Raw genomic sequence first — 19891 nt, forward strand, 5'->3', positions numbered from 1 at the left:
GTAGTAAAGGTGACAGGCACCATGTGAAAATTTCACATGGTGCCCGTCACCTTTTACATTATCCAGATATTATTATGCGGCTACGTCTCGTTTTTTGAAGACGTAGAAGGCTAGGAATTGGAATATCGCAAAGTAGAGCAGCAGCATGATGACGGAGAAGGATATGGTCATCCCTTCTACCATTGGCGTGCCCTCGAAGTATTGCATCAGATCTGTGTTAGCAAACAAGATGTATTTTGCCCAGTCAAATTTCATTGATAACAACGCTGTAAACTGCCCGCCAGTAAACAATAAGAACAGTGACAACCCAATTGCCAGTGAGCTATTTCGGAATACAGACGAAATCATGAAGGCCATTGTCACTAACATAATCGTGTCGATCGAACTTAAACCGTAATAGATTAACAAATGAACAACCGTATTTTGCTCGGTCACTTGACCATTGAAATAATTTAAATACGGAACGGCTTTTTCCGGCATCCCAAACATGATCGCACCAAGTGCAGTTGAGAAAGCAAACAAAATCGCTAAAATAAATAAAGCAAACAATAACACCGTCAAATATTTCGATAGGAGGATTTTCGTCCGATTGATAGGCCGAATCAACAACAGCTTGATGGTTCCCCAATTAAACTCACTGGCAACAATTCCGGCAGAAACAATGATGATAAATAATCCTGCTAGCATGATCAACTGTGAGGTATCTTTTACGAATGACCAAACCGTATATCTTTCACGCGGTGGAATATCATGCTTGATCCGATAATCATTGATGGCGATTTCCTTTTTGAAAAATTGCTTTTCTACCTTGGTTCGACTTTGCTCCATCTGCTGTTTTAACGCGTTATTCTCATCTTGTAATACTTGCTGCCAATTTTTATCCTGAACAAAGTCCTTTTGTTGTGTCTTAACCACGATCCCGACTAAGGTAATGGCAACGATAAGGATCCCAATCATCACAAAGGTACCTGGGCGTTTGAAAATTTTCATCCATTCATTTTTGATTAAATTAACCACGAGTTGCAGCCTCCTTTTCCGATGTCACTTCAAGGAAGCGATCTTCCAACGTTTTCGCCACTTCTTTGATTCCAAAAATTTGAATATCTTCGCCTACCAATTTTTTCACGAGATTCGGTATTTCTTCTTTAGGCAGCTCCACTGATAATCCGTTTCTCGAACGGTTGGCCCTTACTTCGGGATAATTTGTCTCAATAAGTTTTAATGCCTTGTCGGTTGGAACAACCTCCAATTCATAGGTAACTTCGGTACCATGAACAAATTCCTGAACAAGCTGTACATCTATCAATTTACCATTTTGGATAATCCCGATCCGATCACACATCATTTCCATTTCCGATAGCAAGTGGCTGGAAACGATCACGGCCATATTTTTTTCACGGGCAAGCTGGCGGACATAGTCACGGATCTCCCGGATCCCCGCCGGATCGAGCCCATTTGTCGGCTCATCAAGGATAAGGACATCCGGGTCATGCAAGAGACATTGCGCCAAGCCTAGGCGTTGTCTCATTCCAAGGGAATATGTTTTTACCCTGTCATTGATTCGTTCTGTTAAGCCGACAAGTTCAACCGTTTCGGCAATTTTCTCCTTGGTGATACCTTTTGACATTCTGGCATAATGAACAAGATTTTGATAGCCGGTCAAAAATTTATACATTTCTGGATTCTCAACGATGGCTCCTACATGACCAACAGCATCTTCAAAATTAGTTTTAATGCTTGAGCCGCCGATGGTAATATCACCCGAGGTAATGCCCATTAAGCCGACGATCATTCGAATCGTAGTTGTTTTTCCCGCTCCATTTGGGCCAAGAAATCCAAATACCTCACCTTTATTCACTTGGAAGCTGATATCGTCAATGATCGTTCTTCCTTTAATTACTTTTGTTACATTTTTTAATTCAACTATGGTTTCCAAAACCTCTCTCCTCTCGATATGTCCCAACATAGTTTAACTGTTTGTCATGGAAAATTCCTATTTTAAGTATAGCCTTGTTACGTTATTTTCAAAAAACGTCTGTAGGTGGATTCGTGTCTAAGTCTGAAGACTGAGAAGTGTTAACAAAATATTCGTACATTTCTTTATTATGGAGCAAATTTTTATATAAAATAAATATGGAGCTTTTAAAATGCGGGAGGAAGTGGGACATGATATTACAAACTTTAAAAACTCGTTCCGAACCTACGGAATTAATTAAATTAAGATTTCTAAACGCACGAATGATGCTTGGACCAAAAGAAAAAAGGTATTATTTTAATCTTGAAAAAGGGTATCAAGGTGAGGTTATGTTTGACCAATTAACTCAGAAGCTCCAAAATGATTTGTATATAATTAATGATTTACGCCTGGAATCTAATAACGCTGAGTTTCAAATTGATACCCTAATTATTGCTCAAGAAACCATTTATCCTTTTGAAGTTAAAAATCATGAGGGTGATTATTATTACGAAGCAGGTAATTTCTTTTCAATGTTAACTGAGGATGAAATTAAGAATCCATTGGACCAATTAAAACGCAGCAAGTGGTTTCTACCTCTTCGGGCATTATTAGCCCTTTCTTTTTACCTTGGCTACAGCCCTTCAACCTCTTCGGGCATTATAATACCCTTTCTTTTTCAAAAAAGCCCTGAACCATTAAAGTCCAGGGCTACCAAAAAGGTTATTTCTCATCCGAAACACGATGAATCTTAATATCTTTCAGTAATTCCATCACCACATAGCTCGCCATGATCAAACCGGCAGCGGAAGGGACGAAGGCATTGGATGCAGGCGGCATTTGCGCTTTGCGAATTGGGGCATTTTCATTCCCTACTTCTTTCTTAATGTCTTCGCGAATGACAATCGGGCTCTCATCAGAAAAGACAACGGGGATACCCTTGTGAATACGTTCCTTACGCAACTTAGTACGAATTACCTTCGCAATCGGATCCGTATGTGTTTTTGAAATATCGGCAATCTTAAAACGGGTTGGATCCATTTTATTGGCTGCTCCCATGCTAGAGATGATTGGAATTCCCCTATTTAAACACTCTTTCATCAAATGGATTTTGTAAACAATCGTATCAGAGGCATCCACAACAAAATCAATATTGTAGTCAAAAATTTCTTCATATGTTTCCTCTGTATAGAACATCTTTAGCGCAATGACCTCACAATCAGGATTAATATCTTTAATCCTCTCTTGCATGATGTCTACTTTCGGTCTGCCAATCGTTGACAGAAGCGCAATAAGTTGACGGTTGATATTGGTAATATCCACATCATCTTTATCGATTAACACTAAACGGCCAACTCCGGATCGCGCTAGAGCTTCAGCAGCAAAAGAACCGACACCGCCGACACCTAACACAGCAACCGTACTGTTTTTCATAATTTCTAATCCTTCTTTACCAATCGCAAGCTCATTTCGGGAAAATTGATGCAGCATGTATGTTCACTCCAAATTAAATATCAATTTACGTTTATTTTTTCACCATAAAAATATATCATACCACCCTATAAAAGCAAGTATTTTTATAGGAATTATCAAAAAGGTAAACTCGACATTACACCTATGCCAATAGGATTTTTCGACAATCGCATCCGCCAATAAAAGCAAAATCCTTCCGACATCTGCCGGAAGGTTAATTTTACCCATAAGAAAAGAGTCCCAATGGTGCCGTTGCTTCTTGATCCTTAGTTTTGATCCCGCACTCAGCAGGGGGGTGTCCTGTTTCCGGTATTGTAAGTCCCCATACCCGAAAAGGGCGAGGCATTTACGCAATCAGAAAACTCTAGACTCCCGAATAAAAAATGTTCGGTCAAAACTTCAGGTAACACAACGTACATTTCAGGACTCTTCTTTAATTGCTTTTTATAATAGCATATTTTCAAGCGTTCTTCAAGGGATTCATGAAAGCGAATTCCTGTTATTTTTTAACATTTAGTGACAAATTTAATTCCTTTAATTGTGCCTCGGAAACTTCGCCAGGTGCATTCGTTAACAAGCAACTTGCGCTGGCTGTTTTCGGAAAGGCAATCGTATCCCGTAAGTTTGTGCTGCCGGCAAGCAGCATTACTAAGCGGTCAAGGCCAAGTGCGATTCCTCCGTGCGGCGGTGTTCCATATTCAAAAGCATTCATTAGGAAGCCGAATTGTTCCTTCGCATCCTCTGGTGAAAACCCAAGGACACTAAACATCTTTTCTTGAATCGGACGTTCAAAAATCCTCAAAGATCCGCCGCCGAGCTCATAGCCGTTCAACACAAGGTCGTACGCTTGAGCACGGACCTTAGAAGGGTCAGAATCTAAGTATTCAAGGTCTTCCCTAAACGGCATCGTGAATGGGTGGTGGGCTGCATAATAACGGCCTTCTTCCTCATCGTATTCCAAGAGCGGCCAGTCCGTAACCCATAAGAAATTAAACAGACTTGGGTCGATTAATCCTAATTCTTTCCCTAGCTTTAGTCTTAAAGCTCCGAGCGCATCAGCAACAACACTTTTCTTATCAGCAACAAACAGGAGCAAATCTCCTTCTGAAACCTCAAGGGTGGCCATCAGGTCTTTTGTATCTTCCTCAGAGAAAAATTTCGCTATCGGGCCCTTCAAGCCATCAACATCCACTTTAAGCCAGGCAAGACCCTTTGCACCATAGACAGCAACAAACTCTGTTAAGGCATCAATATCTTTACGTGAATACTTGTCTGCTGCCCCTTTGACATTTATCGCTTTAACTTGTCCGCCGCCAGCGACAGCGGAAGCAAACACTTTAAAGCCGGATTCTTTGACGATTTCAGAAAGGTCAACGAGTTCCAAGCCAAAGCGAGTATCCGGTTTATCGGAACCAAAGCGGCTCATTGCTTCATCATAGGTCATGCGCGGGAAAGCGTGCGGAACTTCCACACCCTTAACTTTTAGCATCAGCTGGGACATCATATTTTCCATCATGCCCATGATATCTTCTTGGCTCATGAAGCTTGTTTCAATATCGATTTGGGTAAATTCAGGCTGACGGTCTGCACGCAAGTCCTCATCACGGAAACAGCGGGCGATTTGATAATAGCGTTCAATTCCGCCAACCATGAGCAGTTGTTTAAACAATTGTGGTGATTGTGGCAGCGCATAGAATTCACCTGGATGAACACGGCTTGGCACCAAATAATCACGCGCCCCCTCAGGCGTGCTTTTTGTCAAAATTGGTGTTTCAATATCTAAAAATCCTTCGCCATCGAGGAAATCTCTCACTTGCTTCGTTACTTGATGACGCATTTTTAATGTTTCAAAAATAACCGGGCGGCGGAAATCTAAGTAACGGTATTTTAACCGGATATCTTCTGACGCATCTGTTTTATCAGAAATCGTAAATGGCGGTGTTTTCGCTTCATTGATAATCGTTACTTTTTCCGCATGTACTTCAATTTTTCCCGTTTTAAGGTTTTCATTGATGGTTGAAGGCTCACGGCTGACGACCGTTCCAACCACATCAAGGACATATTCATTGCGGATTTTTTCCGCTGTCTCTAGTGCTTCCTTCGATAAATCAGGATTAAACACGACCTGAACAATGCCGGAACGATCACGCAAATCGATAAAAATTAATCCGCCAAGGTCACGTCGCTTTTGAACCCAACCTTTTAATGTTACCTTTTCCCCTACCGAGGACTCTGGAACTTCACCACAAAAATACGATCTACCAAACATTGTTTTTCCCCCTTTAAGATTGCAATTCCTGAAATTGTTTAATGAAAGTGTCTAGGCCTAATTCTACTTGTTCACCTGTAGCCATATTTTTTACATTAATTTTGTTATTTTTAAGCTCATCGTCCCCAAGAACGACAACATATTTCGCGTTTAAGCGGTCAGCTGCTTTAAATTGCGCCTTAATTTTTCGATCTAAATAATCTCTTTCAGCGGAAAAACCGGCCATCCGCAGCTGCTGCAATAGCCCTACCGTGTAATCCTTTGCTTCCTCACCAAGAGCGGCGAGATAGCAATCAATCCCTTGATTCACCTCAAGCTCAATGCCTTCCGCGTTAAGCGCAGCGATAAACCGCTCAATACTTAAAGCAAAGCCAATCCCCGGTGTTTCCGGACCTCCAATTTCTTCCGCTAATCCGTTATACCGGCCGCCGCCGCAAAGGGTAGTAATGGCGCCAAATCCTTCGGCGTTACTCATAATCTCAAATGCCGTGTGATTATAATAATCCAAGCCCCGCACTAAGTTAGCATCCACCTCAAATGGAATATCGAGCTGCGTTAAATACTGCTGTAATTTTTCAAAATAGGCCTTGGAAAAATCATTTAAATATTCAAGGATCGATGGTGCTGATTTCATTAATTCATGATCGCGATCTTGCTTACAATCAAGGATTCTAAGCGGATTTTTTTCTAGACGGTTTTGACAATCATGACAAAACTCTCCGATCCGCGGTTTAAAGTGATTCACCAATGCCTCACGGTGTGCGGTGCGGCTCTCCTTGTCACCAAGACTGTTAATCATCAGCTTTAGCTGCGTCAAGCCCATTTCTTTGTATAGATTCATCGCAAGGGAAATAACCTCAGCATCAATCGCCGGATCGTTACTGCCTAATGCCTCCACGCCAAATTGGACAAACTGACGGAAGCGCCCTGCCTGCGGGCGTTCATAGCGGAACATCGGTCCCATGTAATAAAGCTTTACAGGCTGGTTGGCTAGCCCGAACATTTTTTTCTCGACAAACGAGCGAACGACTGCTGCCGTTCCTTCCGGTCTTAGGGTGATACTGCGTTTCCCGCGGTCCTCAAATGTGTACATTTCTTTTTGAACAATATCGGTAGAATCGCCCACACCTCTTGAAAAAAGATCGGTGTGTTCAAAGATTGGTGTACGAATCTCCTGGTATTGATATTTCTCACAAAGCTCGCGTGCTTTTGCTTCGATCAGCTGCCACTTTTCTACCTCTCCAGGCAGAATGTCCTGCGTGCCTCTAGGGATACTTATAGACATTGTGGAAAACCTCCTCTTTTAAAAAAAATTTTTATGTGAATATTTTTTAATACAAATAAAAAAACTCCCATCCCTTGTATAAAATACAAGGGACGAGAGTTCTGATCCCGCGGTGCCACCCTAGTTGAAAAGCATGTAAATGAATGCCCTTCCTCTTGAACAGTTAACGCCTGCTCACGTTCTTCTCCTAGTAGAGCCTTTAGCTTTTTCAGAGAGAAGCCTACGGAGTGTTCATTCATTAAGGCACATGCAGAAATGCTTTCAGCCTAAGGCATTTCCTCTCTTTTCATGGGTTAGCTTAATTACTATGCTCCATCATTGGTTATATCTTTATGTTTTATATTTATATAATAATACGGAGCATCGATAGTAATGTCAAGAGAGATTTACGACCTTTCTAAATGTTTTTTTAACTTTCTGACATCCGCCATCGATAAACCAAATTCGGATGCAAGCTCAAACGAGGTTGCATGCTGTTCTTTTTGAATAAAATCATGAAAATCCACACCAAATAGGCGGCCATCCATTGATTGAATGTTCATTCCTTTTTCACTCGACCTCATACCAAATCACCTCTGTCTTTTTTTCTATTATTTCCATCTATGGTGAAAAACTTGCATGTTAACAAGATATTTAGGCCCATCTTGGTCTTTTTTAACAATTAAGGAATGATTTTCTCTCCATTTTACGATAAAATAAATGACAAAGGAGGGAACCGATGTTCAAAAAGTTTATTCTTCTATTATTGTCTATCATTCTAGTTTTCGGGACTTTCCTGCCGCAAGGAAAAAGCAGTGCTGCGAGTGGTTCGCTAACCATTTCCAGTGATACTGTCAATGTTCGCGGTGGTCCGAGTTTAAGTTATCCCCTCGTAAAAATAGCAAAACGGGGCGAAAAGTATTCAATTGTGAAGGAAAAAGGTGATTGGGTCGAGATTCAATTATCACTTGGAAAAACAGGCTGGGTCGTCAACTGGCTTGTAACAAAAGACAACGCGCCCAAAACGACAGCTGCCGCATCGTCAGGTGGGAGCAAAAACACAATAGCCAAAGCCAACACTGATCAATTAAGAGTTCGCTCCGGACCTGGGACAAGCTTCCAAATTATCGGCTTCTTAACGAAAGGGCAAGTAGTCACTATCCTTGACCAGAATGAAAACTGGTATAAAATAACCTCTTCCTTTGGTGAAGGATGGGTTGTTAGAGATTTTTTAGAGCTTAAAACCGATAAGCAGGAAAACAAGCAAACTCCCGCCCCTTCCAAGAAAACGACCGATACAGGTGTGGTAAATGGCGATACCTTAAATGTAAGAAGAGAACCATCCGCATCAAGCCCTATTATCGGAAAACTAGCCAAAGGTACAAGCGTAACGATTTATTCCAAACAAAATAATTGGCTCGAGATTGGTTTTTCAAATCTTAAAGGATGGGCAAATGCTGAATTTATTAACACGGAAACAGGGGCATCAAAGGACACACCCACACCGAAGAAAGAATTGAGCGGGATCAATGGAACGATAACTGCCGGCAGTCTTAGTGTCCGCTCAGAGTCATCAATGGATTCCGACATTATTGGGACTGTGACAAAGGGGCAAAGCTTCGCTATTTTGGAGGAGAAAAACAATTGGGTAAAAATAGAATTTAAGAATGGTAGTTTCGGATGGGTTGCCGGTTGGTATCTTGATAAAACAACTGGAAAATCCCAATCTGGACAAGCTCAGAAGGAAAGTAAGATTACCATCTTACATAATGGGACAAATATCCGAAAGGAAGCAGACGGCCAATCAGATGTCGTCGTCCTGGCAAACGAAGGTGAAGTTTTTCCTGTTAAAAGGATTGTGAATGACTGGTATGAGGTACAACTAAAGGACGGAGAAACAGGGTATGTTGCCGGCTGGATTGTTTCGAATAACGGGACGAATTCACAGATTCAGAAGTCAGGTGCCGAAAGCTATCTTAAAAATAAAACCATTGTCCTTGATCCCGGACATGGTGGTGTCGATAATGGTACAACAGGTGCAAGCGGAACATTAGAGAAGGAGCTAACACTTAGAACAGCCCGGCTTCTGTATGATAAATTAAGGGCTGCCGGTGCAAATGTCTACCTTACGAGAAACAATGACTCTTTTATACCGCTTCCTTCCCGTGTAAGTGCGGCGGAGTCCTATAATGCAGATGCCTTCGTCAGTATTCATTACGACAGCAGCCTAGATCAAAGTACCCGCGGGATGACCGGCTATTATTATCATATTTATCAAAAATCACTTGCAGATACGCTATTTGCCTCAACGGTCGGGCAAACAAAATTAAATGATCGCGGCGTAAGAATTGGTGATTTCCATGTCATTCGTGAAAACAATCGAAAGGCTGTCCTGATGGAACTTGGCTATTTAAGCAATCCGGAGGAAGAAATGACGCTAAACTCGAGCGGATTCCAAGAAAATGCCGCTTCCGGTTTGTATAATGGATTGGCAAGATTCTTTAAAGCAAATTAAAAATGCACAAGGCACCAGAAGTTGGACAATTCTCAAAGTCGAAATTTCTTTCTTATTTCACAAAAAAAAGCTTGGCACTTAAATTAAAGTGCTAAGCTTTTTTATGCTTTACTTTCCAAAATCAACGTCACTGGACCGTCATTGGTTATTTGAACATCCATCATCGCGCCAAAAACACCTGTTTCAACAAGGATTCCTTTTTCACGGAGCATACCGTTAAAAGCATCATAAAGTTGTATTGCCTGCTCTGGTCTGGCTGCGTCGATGAAACTAGGTCTTCTTCCTTTTCGACAGTCACCATAAAGGGTGAACTGGGAAACGGAAAGAATTTCACCGCCTACGTCCATCAACGACAAATTCATTTTTCCAGCCGCATCTTCAAAAACCCTTAAATTGGCAATCTTATCTGCTAAGTATGCCGCGTCCTCTTCTTTATCCTCATGTGTCACACCAACCAGGAGGACAAATCCTTTTGAAATCTGCCCTGTTACTTCACCATCGACGGTTACTCTGGCCGCTTTGCTGCGTTGAACAACCACTTTCATACTTAAAACACCTTACCTTAATTCATAATCCGGCGGACCGAATAAATATCTGGGATTTGTTTAATTCGTTCAACCACCCTTTGCAAGTGGTTAACATTATGAATGGCAATCGTCATGCTGATCGTGGCCATTTTATTTCGATCTGTTTTCCCTGTAACAGCATTAATATTCGTTTTTGTTTCATAAACCGCCTGAAGAACCTCATTTAACACTCCTCTACGGTCAAAGCCGCTAATTTCAATATCAACGTTATACTCTTTTCGATCATTTAAGGAGGATTCCCACTCAACCTGAATTAATCTTGACTGGGCATCATTGGAATCAATATTCGTACAATCGGAGCGATGAACAGAGACACCGCGTCCTTTCGTGATAAAACCAACAATTTCATCTCCCGGAACAGGATTACAGCATCTCGATAAGCGGATTAATAAGTTATCAATTCCTTGGACGCGGACGCCCGATTCCCGTTTCTTATTAGATGGAAACGATTTTAAATCGGAAATCACATTCGTAATATTCGCGGACTGTTCTTGGTCGCGTTTTTTCCGCCATTTCTCGGTTAAGCGGTTGGCAACCTGCAATGCCGTTACACCGTTATAACCGACTGCGGCATACATATCCTCTTCATTGGAAAAATTAAACTTTTCAGCAACCTTTTTCAGATTGTCCAAAGTTAAAATTTCTTTCAGTTCGAACTCCATATTCCGGATTTCTTTTTCAACCAGCTCTTTGCCTTTAATTACATTTTCATCACGGCGCTGTTTCTTAAAGAATGCCCGAATCTTGTTTTTCGCTTGAGAGGTTTGCGCCAGCTTCAACCAGTCCTGACTTGGACCGTATGAATGTTTTGATGTGAGAATTTCGATAATATCGCCGGTCCTGAGCCTGTAGTCCAGTGTCACCATTTTACCGTTCACCTTAGCACCGATGGTTTTATTACCGATTTCGGAGTGAATCCGATAGGCAAAATCGATCGGAACAGACCCGGATGGCAATTCAATCACATCGCCTTTTGGTGTAAACACAAACACCATATCGGAAAACAGATCAATTTTCAATGATTCCATAAACTCTTCGGCATTGGCAGTATCATTCTGGAACTCGAGAATTTCCCTGAACCAGGTTAGTTTTTGTTCAAATGTTGAGCTATCGCTAATGATTTTTCCTTCTTTATACGCCCAGTGGGCCGCAACCCCGAATTCTGCAATCCGGTGCATTTCATACGTCCGAATTTGCACTTCAAGCGGGTCACCCTTTGGACCGATCACAGTAGTATGCAGGGACTGATACATATTCGGCTTCGGCATCGCGATATAATCTTTAAAACGGCCGGGCATTGGCTTCCAGCAAGTATGGATAATACCTAGGACCGCGTAACAATCTTTAATACTGTTAACCACAATTCGTACGGCCAGCAAGTCATAAATTTCACTGAATTGCTTATTTTGCAGCGCCATTTTTCGATAGATGCTATAAATATGCTTCGGACGGCCGGAAAGCTCAGCTTTAATCGACACTTCACCCATCCGCGATTTAACTTCTTCGATAACATCCTCTAAATATTGCTCCCGTTCTGCACGTTTCTTCTTCATTAAGTTTACAATCCGATAATATTGCTGCGGATTTAAATACCTTAATGCGGTATCTTCCAACTCCCATTTAATCTTAGAAATACCAAGACGATGTGCTAAAGGTGCAAAAATTTCAAGTGTTTCATTTGAAATCCGACGCTGTTTTTCTAAAGGAAGATGTTTAAGCGTACGCATATTATGCAAACGGTCGGCAAGCTTAATAAGAATAACCCGGATGTCTTGTGCCATAGCCACAAACATTTTTCGGTGGTTCTCTGCCTGCTGCTCTTCGTGAGATTTATATTTTATTTTCCCTAATTTTGTAACACCATCGACAAGCATGGCCACTTCGTCATTAAAAGCTTCCGCAATATCCTTTAAGGATATATTCGTATCTTCTACAACGTCATGGAGAAAACCAGCAGCAACCGTTGCCGGATCCATCTCAAGGTCTGCTAGAATACCTGCAACCTGTATCGGATGAATAATATACGGCTCTCCCGATTTTCGATATTGTTCACGATGAGCATGTTTGGCGTATTCATATGCCTTTTTGACTAATTCAACATGCTCGTCATTTAAGTAATTCCGTGTCTTGTCGATGACTTGGTCGGCTGTTAACACTTGATCATTCGCCATGAAATCACCTTTATTTTCATCTCAATTTATTTACTATATAAATGTCATCCTATAAAAAACGTTCCTAAATTAGAATGATTGTTTCTATTATCGAAAAAAATAGCGAAGATGTAAAGAGAATGGGATGTTTTTTCTGCAAATTATGAAAAAATAGGTCGAAAAATTATTATTTTCATTAAACTTCGATCATTTTCCAGTTTTAAAGGCCCGTGTACTTTCCTAAACTGGCGCATCCATTTTGCTCTATATAAAGAGAGCACTCGTTTTCTGAGTGCCCTCTTGCATCATTTAATAGTGCATTAATGTTAAAATATCATAGCCGTCAAGTTTTTTACGGCCTTCTAAATAACTTAACTCAACTAAGAAAGCGATACCAGCTACAACACCGCCTAACTGTTCCACTAATTGAATGGTCGCTTCAATTGTGCCGCCAGTTGCTAACAAGTCATCTGTAATTAATACTCGCTGCCCCGGCTGTATCGCATCTTTATGAATGGTTAGAACGTCTTTTCCGTATTCGAGCCCGTAGCCAACTTTGATCGTTTCCCTTGGAAGTTTACCATCTTTGCGGACTGGAGCAAAACCTATTCCAAGTGAATAGGCCACAGGACAACCAATAATAAATCCACGTGCTTCAGGTCCAACAATCAAATCAATTTCTCTTTCTTTTGCATAGGCAACGATTTGATCTGTTGCATATTTATAGGCTTCACCATCATTCATTAATGGGGTAATATCTTTAAATTTGATTCCCGGCTTTGGCCAATCGGGTACGATCGTAATAAATTTCTTTAAATCCATTCTGTAATTGCCTCCTCAGTTTCAACCGACTCTTGAATGACTTGATCGAACCAGCCTTTTAATTCCTGAAAGGAAGAAAATAATAAATCCCGTTCAAGAGCATATTGTGCCTGTTTTTTTTGATAGGTTCTTGAGTCAGTTAAATCACGCTTTTGCGCTTCAGTATTCAAAGTAATAAATCCATTGTTTATTGTAACAAAATCTAGTTCAGAAAACACCTTTGACATAAAATAAAGCGTTTCCTGTGACCAGCCACGGTGCTTGGCAATTGCATCCCCATGACGTTTTAGATCAAGCGGGCCTTTTTTCAAAAGATAGCCATAGAGCCATTTAAAATGGTCGCGAGTTGGAACCGTGCTGAAAAAGTCACTGGATTCTTTATAAAAATAGGCATAAATCCTTGACGGCCGTTTGCCATCGAATAAAACTTTTAGCATCTCTTTGGATGGTGGAAAATCAACTAAGGCGATATTTGCCCCGCAGGCATCAAATGCCTTTGCTTCTTCGAAATCTTGAATAAGGATTGTCTCAGCCTTCAAATCGGCGTCAAATTTTTCAAGATACTCTTTATTAAATAGTATGAATCTCCTGTTATCAGCAGGTACCTTGTTTGCAATGTTGTTGATCCGTCTCTGGCCGCGATAATCAAATAACTGCCATGATTCCACCTTGATATCGTGGATAAAAATTTGTGGTTTACGTATATTGTTCCATTCATTAATAGATAATTCCCCAATTAATGAAATTTTAGATGCAGGTGAAATTTGGTCAGCTAACGCACCCAAACCAAAGCCTACCCCATCAAGATTTGCACCATTTTCATTCACTAAAACCTTTAAATGGTTTTGCTCACTGCCAATTTTTCTCATACTCGTAATTTCAACATTATTTATTAAAACTTTTGGCTTAGGGTTGTCCATGCCAAAAGGAGAAAGCAAATTCAATTCTTCCAATGACGATAAATGAATATCTTCGAGTTGAATTTCCTCGTCAAGATACGTAACAGGGATAAAATCCTCTGCAGTCAACTGCTCTTCAGCAAGATTATTTAATCTTGTTCGAAGTTCGGCAACATCTTCAAGCTTCAAGGTCATCCCTGCAGCCATTGGATGGCCGCCAAAGTGCGGGAGAATATCGCGGCAGGTTGATAGGTTTTTAAACAAATCAAAGCCAGCAATGCTCCGGGCAGAGCCCTTTGCCACCCCTTTTTCCGGATCAAAATTTAACACAATGGTCGGACGGTAGTATTTTTCTACAAGCCTTGATGCGACAATGCCGATCACACCGGCATTCCAGCCTTCCTTGCCGATCACAAGAACATTATTCGTTTCAATCGGAAAATTGGTTTCTACTTCTTCGATTGCCTCGGCTGTAATTGTATTGACAATCGATTGCCTTGTCTTATTTAAGCCGTCCATTTCTTCTGCTAATTGTTGCGCTTCTTCCGGATCATCTGTCAAGATCAGTTGAACAGCTAAATCAGCATCTTCTAACCTGCCGACAGCATTAATTCTCGGTGCCAGCGTAAAGCCGATTGTTTCTTCATTGATGGCCATTAGGTCGACCCCAGCCAATTTTAGGATGGCTTTAAGACCAACATTTTTTGTAACTTTCAGTTTTTCAAGACCTTTTTTGGCTATCAAACGATTTTCGCCTTTTAATGATACTAGGTCCGCTATGGTCCCTATAACAGCTATCTCAAACAAATGCTCAGGAACTTCTCCGTAGAGGGCATGAGCAAGTTTAAACGCGACTCCTACACCTGCCAGTTCCCGAAACGGATAAATGCTATCAGGCAGCTTTGGGTGGATAATCGCAAGCGCTTCAGGTAAGATCGGTCCTGGTTCATGATGGTCGGTAATGATGAGGTCCATTCCCAGCTCTTTCGCAACGGCTGCCTCACGGACGGCAGATATTCCAGTATCAACAGTAATGATCAAATTTATTCCATTTTCCGCAGCTTGACGGAATGCTGGTTCATTCGGCCCATAACCTTCTGTAAAGCGATTCGGAATGTAAAATTGTACATTGGCTCCAAGGTCACGAAGTGTGATCATTAACACCGATGTACTGCTTACGCCATCAGCGTCGTAATCACCAAAAATAAGAATCGGTTCCTGCTTTTCAATGGCTTCTCGTATTCTTTTAACAGCAAGATCCATCCCTTTTAAGAGATATGGGTCATGGAACTCATCCTTCCCAAATAAAAAATACCGTGCAGAATCTACGGTATCCAAGCCACGATTGACGAGCAATGACGCAACTAGAGGTGTTATTTTCAATTCATTTGCGAACAGGTTGACTAGATTGTTATCAGAACTGCGAACAATCCATCTTGTTTTTGACTTTAACATTTGCTTGTTCACCCCTCAGACTTATTCATTATACAGGAGTGATAAAAACTCTTCAATAAAAAGAAAAACCGCAGATAAACTGCGATTTTTCTAAATTATTATACTTGTGGTTGATCAGAGTATTTTTTCTTTTCTTTTTCAGTTTTAATGGTGCCCTTCTTTTTCAACTCTTTACATTTCATAACATACCATAATGAACTTGCAATAAAGAGGGAAGAGTACACCCCTACAATTAAACCGACGAACAACGCGATCGAGAAATTACGGATTGATTCACTTCCAAAAATTATTAAGCATGTAGTAGTAATTAATACTGTTAATACAGTGTTGATTGAACGGGTTAATGTTTGATGAATACTAACATTTACTACATTAGCAATTTCCTGAACAGTTTTGAGACGCTTTTTCTTATGCAGATTTTCACGAATTCGGTCAAAGGTTACAATCGTATCATGGTTCGAATAACCAACAATCGTCAAGACCGCAGCTATAAAGGTTAAGTCGACCTCAAGTCTTGTAATACTGAAAAAGGCAACCATAAAGAACGCATCGTGAAGCAGGGAAATAACAGCCGCAATCGCCATGTACATTTCAAATCTAATGGTAACATAGAGAATTATTCCAGCGGACGCAATCAAAACTGCGATAAAAGCATTTTTCGCTAACTCTTTCCCAACTGTTGGAGAAACAGTACTGACATTCGGCTCTGAGCCGAATTCCTTTTTAAACTCTGCTTTTAAATTGGCAATTTCGTTTTTCGATAAAACACCAACCAATCGAGCAGCACCGATTTGTTTTTTATCACCCGATATGACTACATCATCTGTTTTTAAATGAAGCTTGGTAAAGGCCTTTTCAACCTGTTGCGATGTTAAAGGTGTCTTTGATAGAATTTCAACGCGCGTACCGCTTGAAAAATCGATACCAAGGTTCAAACGGAAAATGGAAAGAATGATTATACCAGCAACAAGAAGCACTCCTGAAAAAATGAAGAACTTGTTTCTCATTTTTACAATATCTAGTTTATCAAATCTAGTTGGGAGATCTATTGTATCAAAGTTTTCAGCAATATCTTTAATTTTGGACGGGTGTACTCCGAACCAGGTCGTTTTTTTAGTAAATAAACCACTGTGCACCCATAGCCCTAATAAAAACCTTGAAGCGTAAACATTGGTGAGAAAGCTCATAAAGATACTCACGAGCAACATGGTAGCAAACCCTTTCACTGAGCTTGTTCCATAGAAAAACAAAACACCCGCTGTCAGCATCGTTGTCAAGTTGGCATCAAGAATGGTCCTAAATGCATGGTTTTCACCAGCCTGAAATGCTGATTTAATCGATTTACCAACTTTAATCTCATCTTTTATACGCTCGTAGGTTATGATATTGGCATCGACGGCCATCCCAATCCCGAGGATAATCGCGGCGATACCCGGCAAGGTCAGGACACCGTTCATCCAGTCAAATATTAATAGGACTAGATAGATATAAATGGATAACGTAACAGTGGCAATGAAGCCAGGAAAACGATAATAGAAAAGCATAAATAGGTAGATGATTGCGACACCGATGATTCCGGCCAATATCGTATCATTTAATGCTTGTTCACCAAATTTTGCTCCGACTGAAGTAGAGTATACTTCCTTCAGTTTTACAGGTAATGACCCGGCATTTAAAAGATTCGCTAAGGTAGTAGCCTCTTTCGCAGTAAAGCTGCCGACAATCGAAACTGTATCTTGATTAAAAATTTGCCTTACGGTTGGAGCTGATAAAAATTTAGGATTCGGTTTTGTTATTTCCGTTTTAAAGGAGTCCTTCCCTTCTTCAAAATCAAGCCAAATGACAAGCACGTTGTTTGGAGAAGGCATGTTCATAATTTCTTCAGAGACTTTACGGAATTTATCGGCACTTTTTAATGTCAACGAAACGCTTGGAGCACCATTTTCATCAAACGTTTGTTTTGCCCCGCCTTGCTTTAAGTCTGACCCGTCCATCATTAGACGATCATTCGCGTCCCTGAATGTTAAATTTGCCTGTGTAGACAACATTTCACGAGCCTTGTTTTGGTCAGTGACCCCGGCAAGCTGAACACGAATTCGGTTCGTCCCTTCAATTTGGATATTCGGTTCACTTACACCAAGGACGTTGATCCGCTTATCGAGTGCTTCAGCGGTACTTGCCAACACTTCCTTGTCGATTTTTTGACCCTTCTTCGCTGGCTTAACCTCGTACAAAACCTCAAATCCACCTTGAAGGTCCAGTCCAAGCTTAATATTGTTTAAAATGTTCTTGGTTGTTGCTCCCATTGTGCTTCCGATAATTAGAACCAGAAGAAAGAAAGCAATAATTCTACTACGCTTCACCATTATGTATTGTTCCTCCTTAGTGCCTGTGCAATTGCACTGTTACAGACTAGCCTTATAGTAAAATAATTTAAAAGTCACTGTTTCTATTATGGAATAAGTAGGAATAGCTGTCAATTTGAAATAGGTAGGATTATTTCAACAGTTCTTTCAATTCAGCTTCATCGTCAATGGAAAATTCGGCTGTTTTATAGGCTTCAATCGTTGCGAAGCTAAGATAATCACTTACTTTTACAGAGAGAATTTCTTGGATCATTTCGTAAAGTCGTTTTTCTTCCTTTACTTTTTTCCACTTTTTTTTCAATAAGAATTCCCAAAGCTCTTTTTCGGTTACTGAATTAATCCCTAGCAATCGGAATTCAGCGAGTTTGCTTGCCAATGCAGGTTGTACTTGGGTACGAAAATGATCAAATTTGGAGCTACTTTCCATGCTAACTGCCTCCCCCGGGCCTCAAGGTGTCCTAATTATTAAAACCATTATAAAAAGCTTTTACTACTTGTCATGCTTTGTCCACCATAAGGCATATAGTTAATTGTATATGAATTCTTCTTTTTTGAGAAGGTGGGAAACAGCATGTCAAAGTTTTTAAAAGGGACTTTTATCCTTTTAGCAGCAGGATTCGTTACACGAGTTCTTGGTTTTATTTATCGAATTGTCCTTGCACGCAGCATTGGTGAAGAAGGCGTCGGCTTATATATGATGGCATATCCAACGTTTATTCTTGTCGTAACGATCACACAGTTAGGGCTGCCGGTGGCCATTTCTAAAAATATTGCTGAGGCGGAAGCCAGAAGGGATTATGCTGAAATAAAAAAAATCCTTGTTGTATCCCTTGCAATAACGATTGGCTTATCAATTATTATTACACCTGCATTACTCTTACTTGCTCCAATTCTATCTACGACACTGTTCACCGATCCAAGGACGTACTATCCTTTAATGGCGATTGCGCCGGCACTGCCGATTATCGCGATTTCTTCTGTTTTAAGAGGCTACTTCCAAGGACGGCAAAACATGCGTCCATCAGCGATTTCTCAAGTTTTAGAGCAGATTGTGAGAATCACCTTAATCGCTACAGCGACAAAAACCTTTCTCCCATATGGGGTTGAATATGCAGCAGCAGCAGCAATGGGCGCTTCCGTTTTGGGTGAATTACTCTCGCTAGTATACCTACTAACAACGTTTAAATTAAAAAAGCGGTTTAGACTGAGAAAAAATTTCTTTCAATTTGTTCATAAAGGAAAGCGGACGTTCAAAGAATTAATGGAGATTGCCCTGCCCACAATGGGAAGCAGGATGATTGGTTCAATTGCCTGGTTTTTTGAGCCAATTGTTGTTGCTCACAGTCTGGCACTTGCAGGGGTCATAGCGGTGAATGCAACAAAACAATATGGGTCCCTAACCGGCTATGCCATGCCACTGTTAATGCTGCCGTCATTTGTTACTTTTTCTTTATCTACATCACTTGTCCCGGCAATCAGCGAGGCCAATTCCAAAAATAATCATAAATTGATTGAATACCGCCTGCAGCAGGCATTGCGATTTGTCTTTTTAACCGGAGGACTTGCTGTCATTATCCTATATGTATTGGCAGACCCGCTCATGCAGCTCATGTACGGCTCAACAAAGGGTGCATATTTTATCCGTATTATGGCACCATTCTTTTTGTTTTATTACTATCAAGGCCCGCTCCAAGCCGTTTTACAGGCATTAAACCTTGCAAGGGCTGCGATGATTAACAGCCTTATTGGCGCTGTGATCAAAACGGCTGTGATATTTTTACTCGCTTCCCAGCCATCCTTCGGAATTACCGGGGTAGCGCTTGGGATTCTCGTTGGCTTTGTACTTGTTACGATTCTGCACTTTGCAACGGTATTGAAAAAAGTGGCGTTTTCCATTTATATCCTTGACTATTTGAAAGGATTTTTCGTGATGGGGGTATCAGGCTGGTTAGGCTATTGGATTTTCGAAAATATCTTTAAAAATGAACACCTGATTATCAGAGTGTTCACCGCAGTATCCGTCATGGCCGTTTCCTATTTCCTCATGTTGGTTTTTTTCCGCTTAATTAAAAAAGATGAGCTAAGCCGCATCCCCTGGATTGGGAATTTGTTTTCAATATAAATAAAGAAGACATGC

General features: G+C 40.8%; 15 protein-coding genes, 1 other RNA gene and 1 other annotated feature. Of the genes, 3 read left to right on the plus strand and 13 right to left on the minus strand.

Going from position 1 to position 19891, the window contains the following annotated elements:
* Positions 1–72: 72 nt before the first annotated feature.
* Positions 73–1017 carry an ABC transporter permease gene (locus tag ACIQXV_RS12920; RefSeq protein WP_402959391.1) on the minus strand — a complete coding sequence of 315 codons (945 nt, stop codon included), beginning with the start codon at positions 1015–1017 and terminating at the stop codon, positions 73–75.
* A complete protein-coding gene (locus ACIQXV_RS12925) occupies positions 1010–1936 on the minus strand; it encodes an ABC transporter ATP-binding protein (protein ID WP_402959393.1) in 927 nt (308 codons plus the stop codon). Before ACIQXV_RS12925 ends, ACIQXV_RS12920 begins: the two co-directional genes overlap by 8 nt.
* A 230-nt stretch (positions 1937–2166) precedes the next feature.
* Between ACIQXV_RS12925 and ACIQXV_RS12930 the strand changes: the two genes are divergently transcribed.
* Positions 2167–2709, plus strand: a complete 543-nt coding sequence (locus ACIQXV_RS12930) for a nuclease-related domain-containing protein (RefSeq protein WP_402959395.1) — start codon at positions 2167–2169, stop codon at positions 2707–2709.
* On the opposite strand, the gene ACIQXV_RS12935 is transcribed toward ACIQXV_RS12930, so the two are convergent.
* The 5 genes from ACIQXV_RS12935 to ACIQXV_RS12955 all read right to left on the minus strand — a co-directional run bounded on the left by ACIQXV_RS12935 (position 2678) and on the right by ACIQXV_RS12955 (position 7544).
* Positions 2678–3445 (minus strand): tRNA threonylcarbamoyladenosine dehydratase, encoded by a 768-nt coding sequence (locus ACIQXV_RS12935; protein WP_402959397.1) that lies wholly within the window; start codon positions 3443–3445, stop codon positions 2678–2680. The genes ACIQXV_RS12930 and ACIQXV_RS12935 overlap by 32 nt on opposite strands.
* A gap of 215 nt (positions 3446–3660) precedes the next feature.
* A non-coding RNA gene (ssrS, locus tag ACIQXV_RS12940) (6S RNA) lies at positions 3661–3857 on the minus strand.
* A 69-nt stretch (positions 3858–3926) separates the two neighbouring features.
* Positions 3927–5696 carry an aspartate--tRNA ligase gene (gene aspS / locus ACIQXV_RS12945; RefSeq protein ID WP_402959399.1) on the minus strand — a complete coding sequence of 590 codons (1770 nt, stop codon included), beginning with the start codon at positions 5694–5696 and terminating at the stop codon, positions 3927–3929.
* A 13-nt stretch (positions 5697–5709) separates the two neighbouring features.
* Positions 5710–6981 carry a histidine--tRNA ligase gene (gene hisS, locus ACIQXV_RS12950; RefSeq protein ID WP_402959401.1) on the minus strand — a complete coding sequence of 424 codons (1272 nt, stop codon included), beginning with the start codon at positions 6979–6981 and terminating at the stop codon, positions 5710–5712.
* A gap of 85 nt (positions 6982–7066) precedes the next feature.
* Positions 7067–7309: a binding site (T-box leader), on the minus strand.
* Positions 7310–7367: 58 nt separating this feature from the next.
* A complete protein-coding gene (locus ACIQXV_RS12955; protein WP_402959403.1) occupies positions 7368–7544 on the minus strand; it encodes a hypothetical protein in 177 nt (58 codons plus the stop codon).
* A 155-nt stretch (positions 7545–7699) separates the two neighbouring features.
* On the opposite strand from ACIQXV_RS12955, the gene ACIQXV_RS12960 reads away from it, so the two are divergent.
* Positions 7700–9475 (plus strand): N-acetylmuramoyl-L-alanine amidase family protein, encoded by a 1776-nt coding sequence (locus ACIQXV_RS12960; RefSeq protein WP_402959405.1) that lies wholly within the window; start codon positions 7700–7702, stop codon positions 9473–9475.
* Between the two features lie 101 nt (positions 9476–9576).
* Here the strand turns inward: ACIQXV_RS12960 and dtd are convergent, their stop codons facing one another.
* From dtd to ACIQXV_RS12990, 6 genes are all read right to left on the minus strand, one after another.
* Positions 9577–10020: a D-aminoacyl-tRNA deacylase gene (gene dtd, locus ACIQXV_RS12965; protein WP_402959407.1), complete on the minus strand. Its 444-nt coding sequence runs from the start codon at positions 10018–10020 to the stop codon at positions 9577–9579.
* Positions 10021–10037: 17 nt separating this feature from the next.
* Positions 10038–12233, minus strand: a complete 2196-nt coding sequence (locus tag ACIQXV_RS12970; protein WP_402959409.1) for a RelA/SpoT family protein — start codon at positions 12231–12233, stop codon at positions 10038–10040.
* A 288-nt stretch (positions 12234–12521) separates the two neighbouring features.
* Positions 12522–13034, minus strand: coding sequence for an adenine phosphoribosyltransferase (locus ACIQXV_RS12975; protein ID WP_402959411.1), 513 nt, complete (start codon positions 13032–13034; stop codon positions 12522–12524).
* Positions 13025–15388 carry a single-stranded-DNA-specific exonuclease RecJ gene (gene recJ, locus ACIQXV_RS12980; RefSeq protein WP_402959412.1) on the minus strand — a complete coding sequence of 788 codons (2364 nt, stop codon included), beginning with the start codon at positions 15386–15388 and terminating at the stop codon, positions 13025–13027. The genes ACIQXV_RS12975 and recJ overlap by 10 nt, the downstream gene beginning before the upstream one ends.
* A 98-nt stretch (positions 15389–15486) precedes the next feature.
* Positions 15487–17754 carry a protein translocase subunit SecDF gene (gene secDF / locus ACIQXV_RS12985; RefSeq protein ID WP_402959414.1) on the minus strand — a complete coding sequence of 756 codons (2268 nt, stop codon included), beginning with the start codon at positions 17752–17754 and terminating at the stop codon, positions 15487–15489.
* A 130-nt stretch (positions 17755–17884) separates the two neighbouring features.
* Positions 17885–18181 carry a post-transcriptional regulator gene (locus ACIQXV_RS12990; RefSeq protein WP_402959416.1) on the minus strand — a complete coding sequence of 99 codons (297 nt, stop codon included), beginning with the start codon at positions 18179–18181 and terminating at the stop codon, positions 17885–17887.
* A 144-nt stretch (positions 18182–18325) separates the two neighbouring features.
* On the opposite strand from ACIQXV_RS12990, the gene spoVB reads away from it, so the two are divergent.
* Positions 18326–19876: a stage V sporulation protein B gene (spoVB, locus tag ACIQXV_RS12995; protein ID WP_402959418.1), complete on the plus strand. Its 1551-nt coding sequence runs from the start codon at positions 18326–18328 to the stop codon at positions 19874–19876.
* Positions 19877–19891 lie beyond the last annotated feature (15 nt).

Source organism: Neobacillus sp. NPDC097160 (assembly GCF_044762155.1).
Taxonomy (GTDB): domain Bacteria; phylum Bacillota; class Bacilli; order Bacillales; family Cytobacillaceae; genus Neobacillus.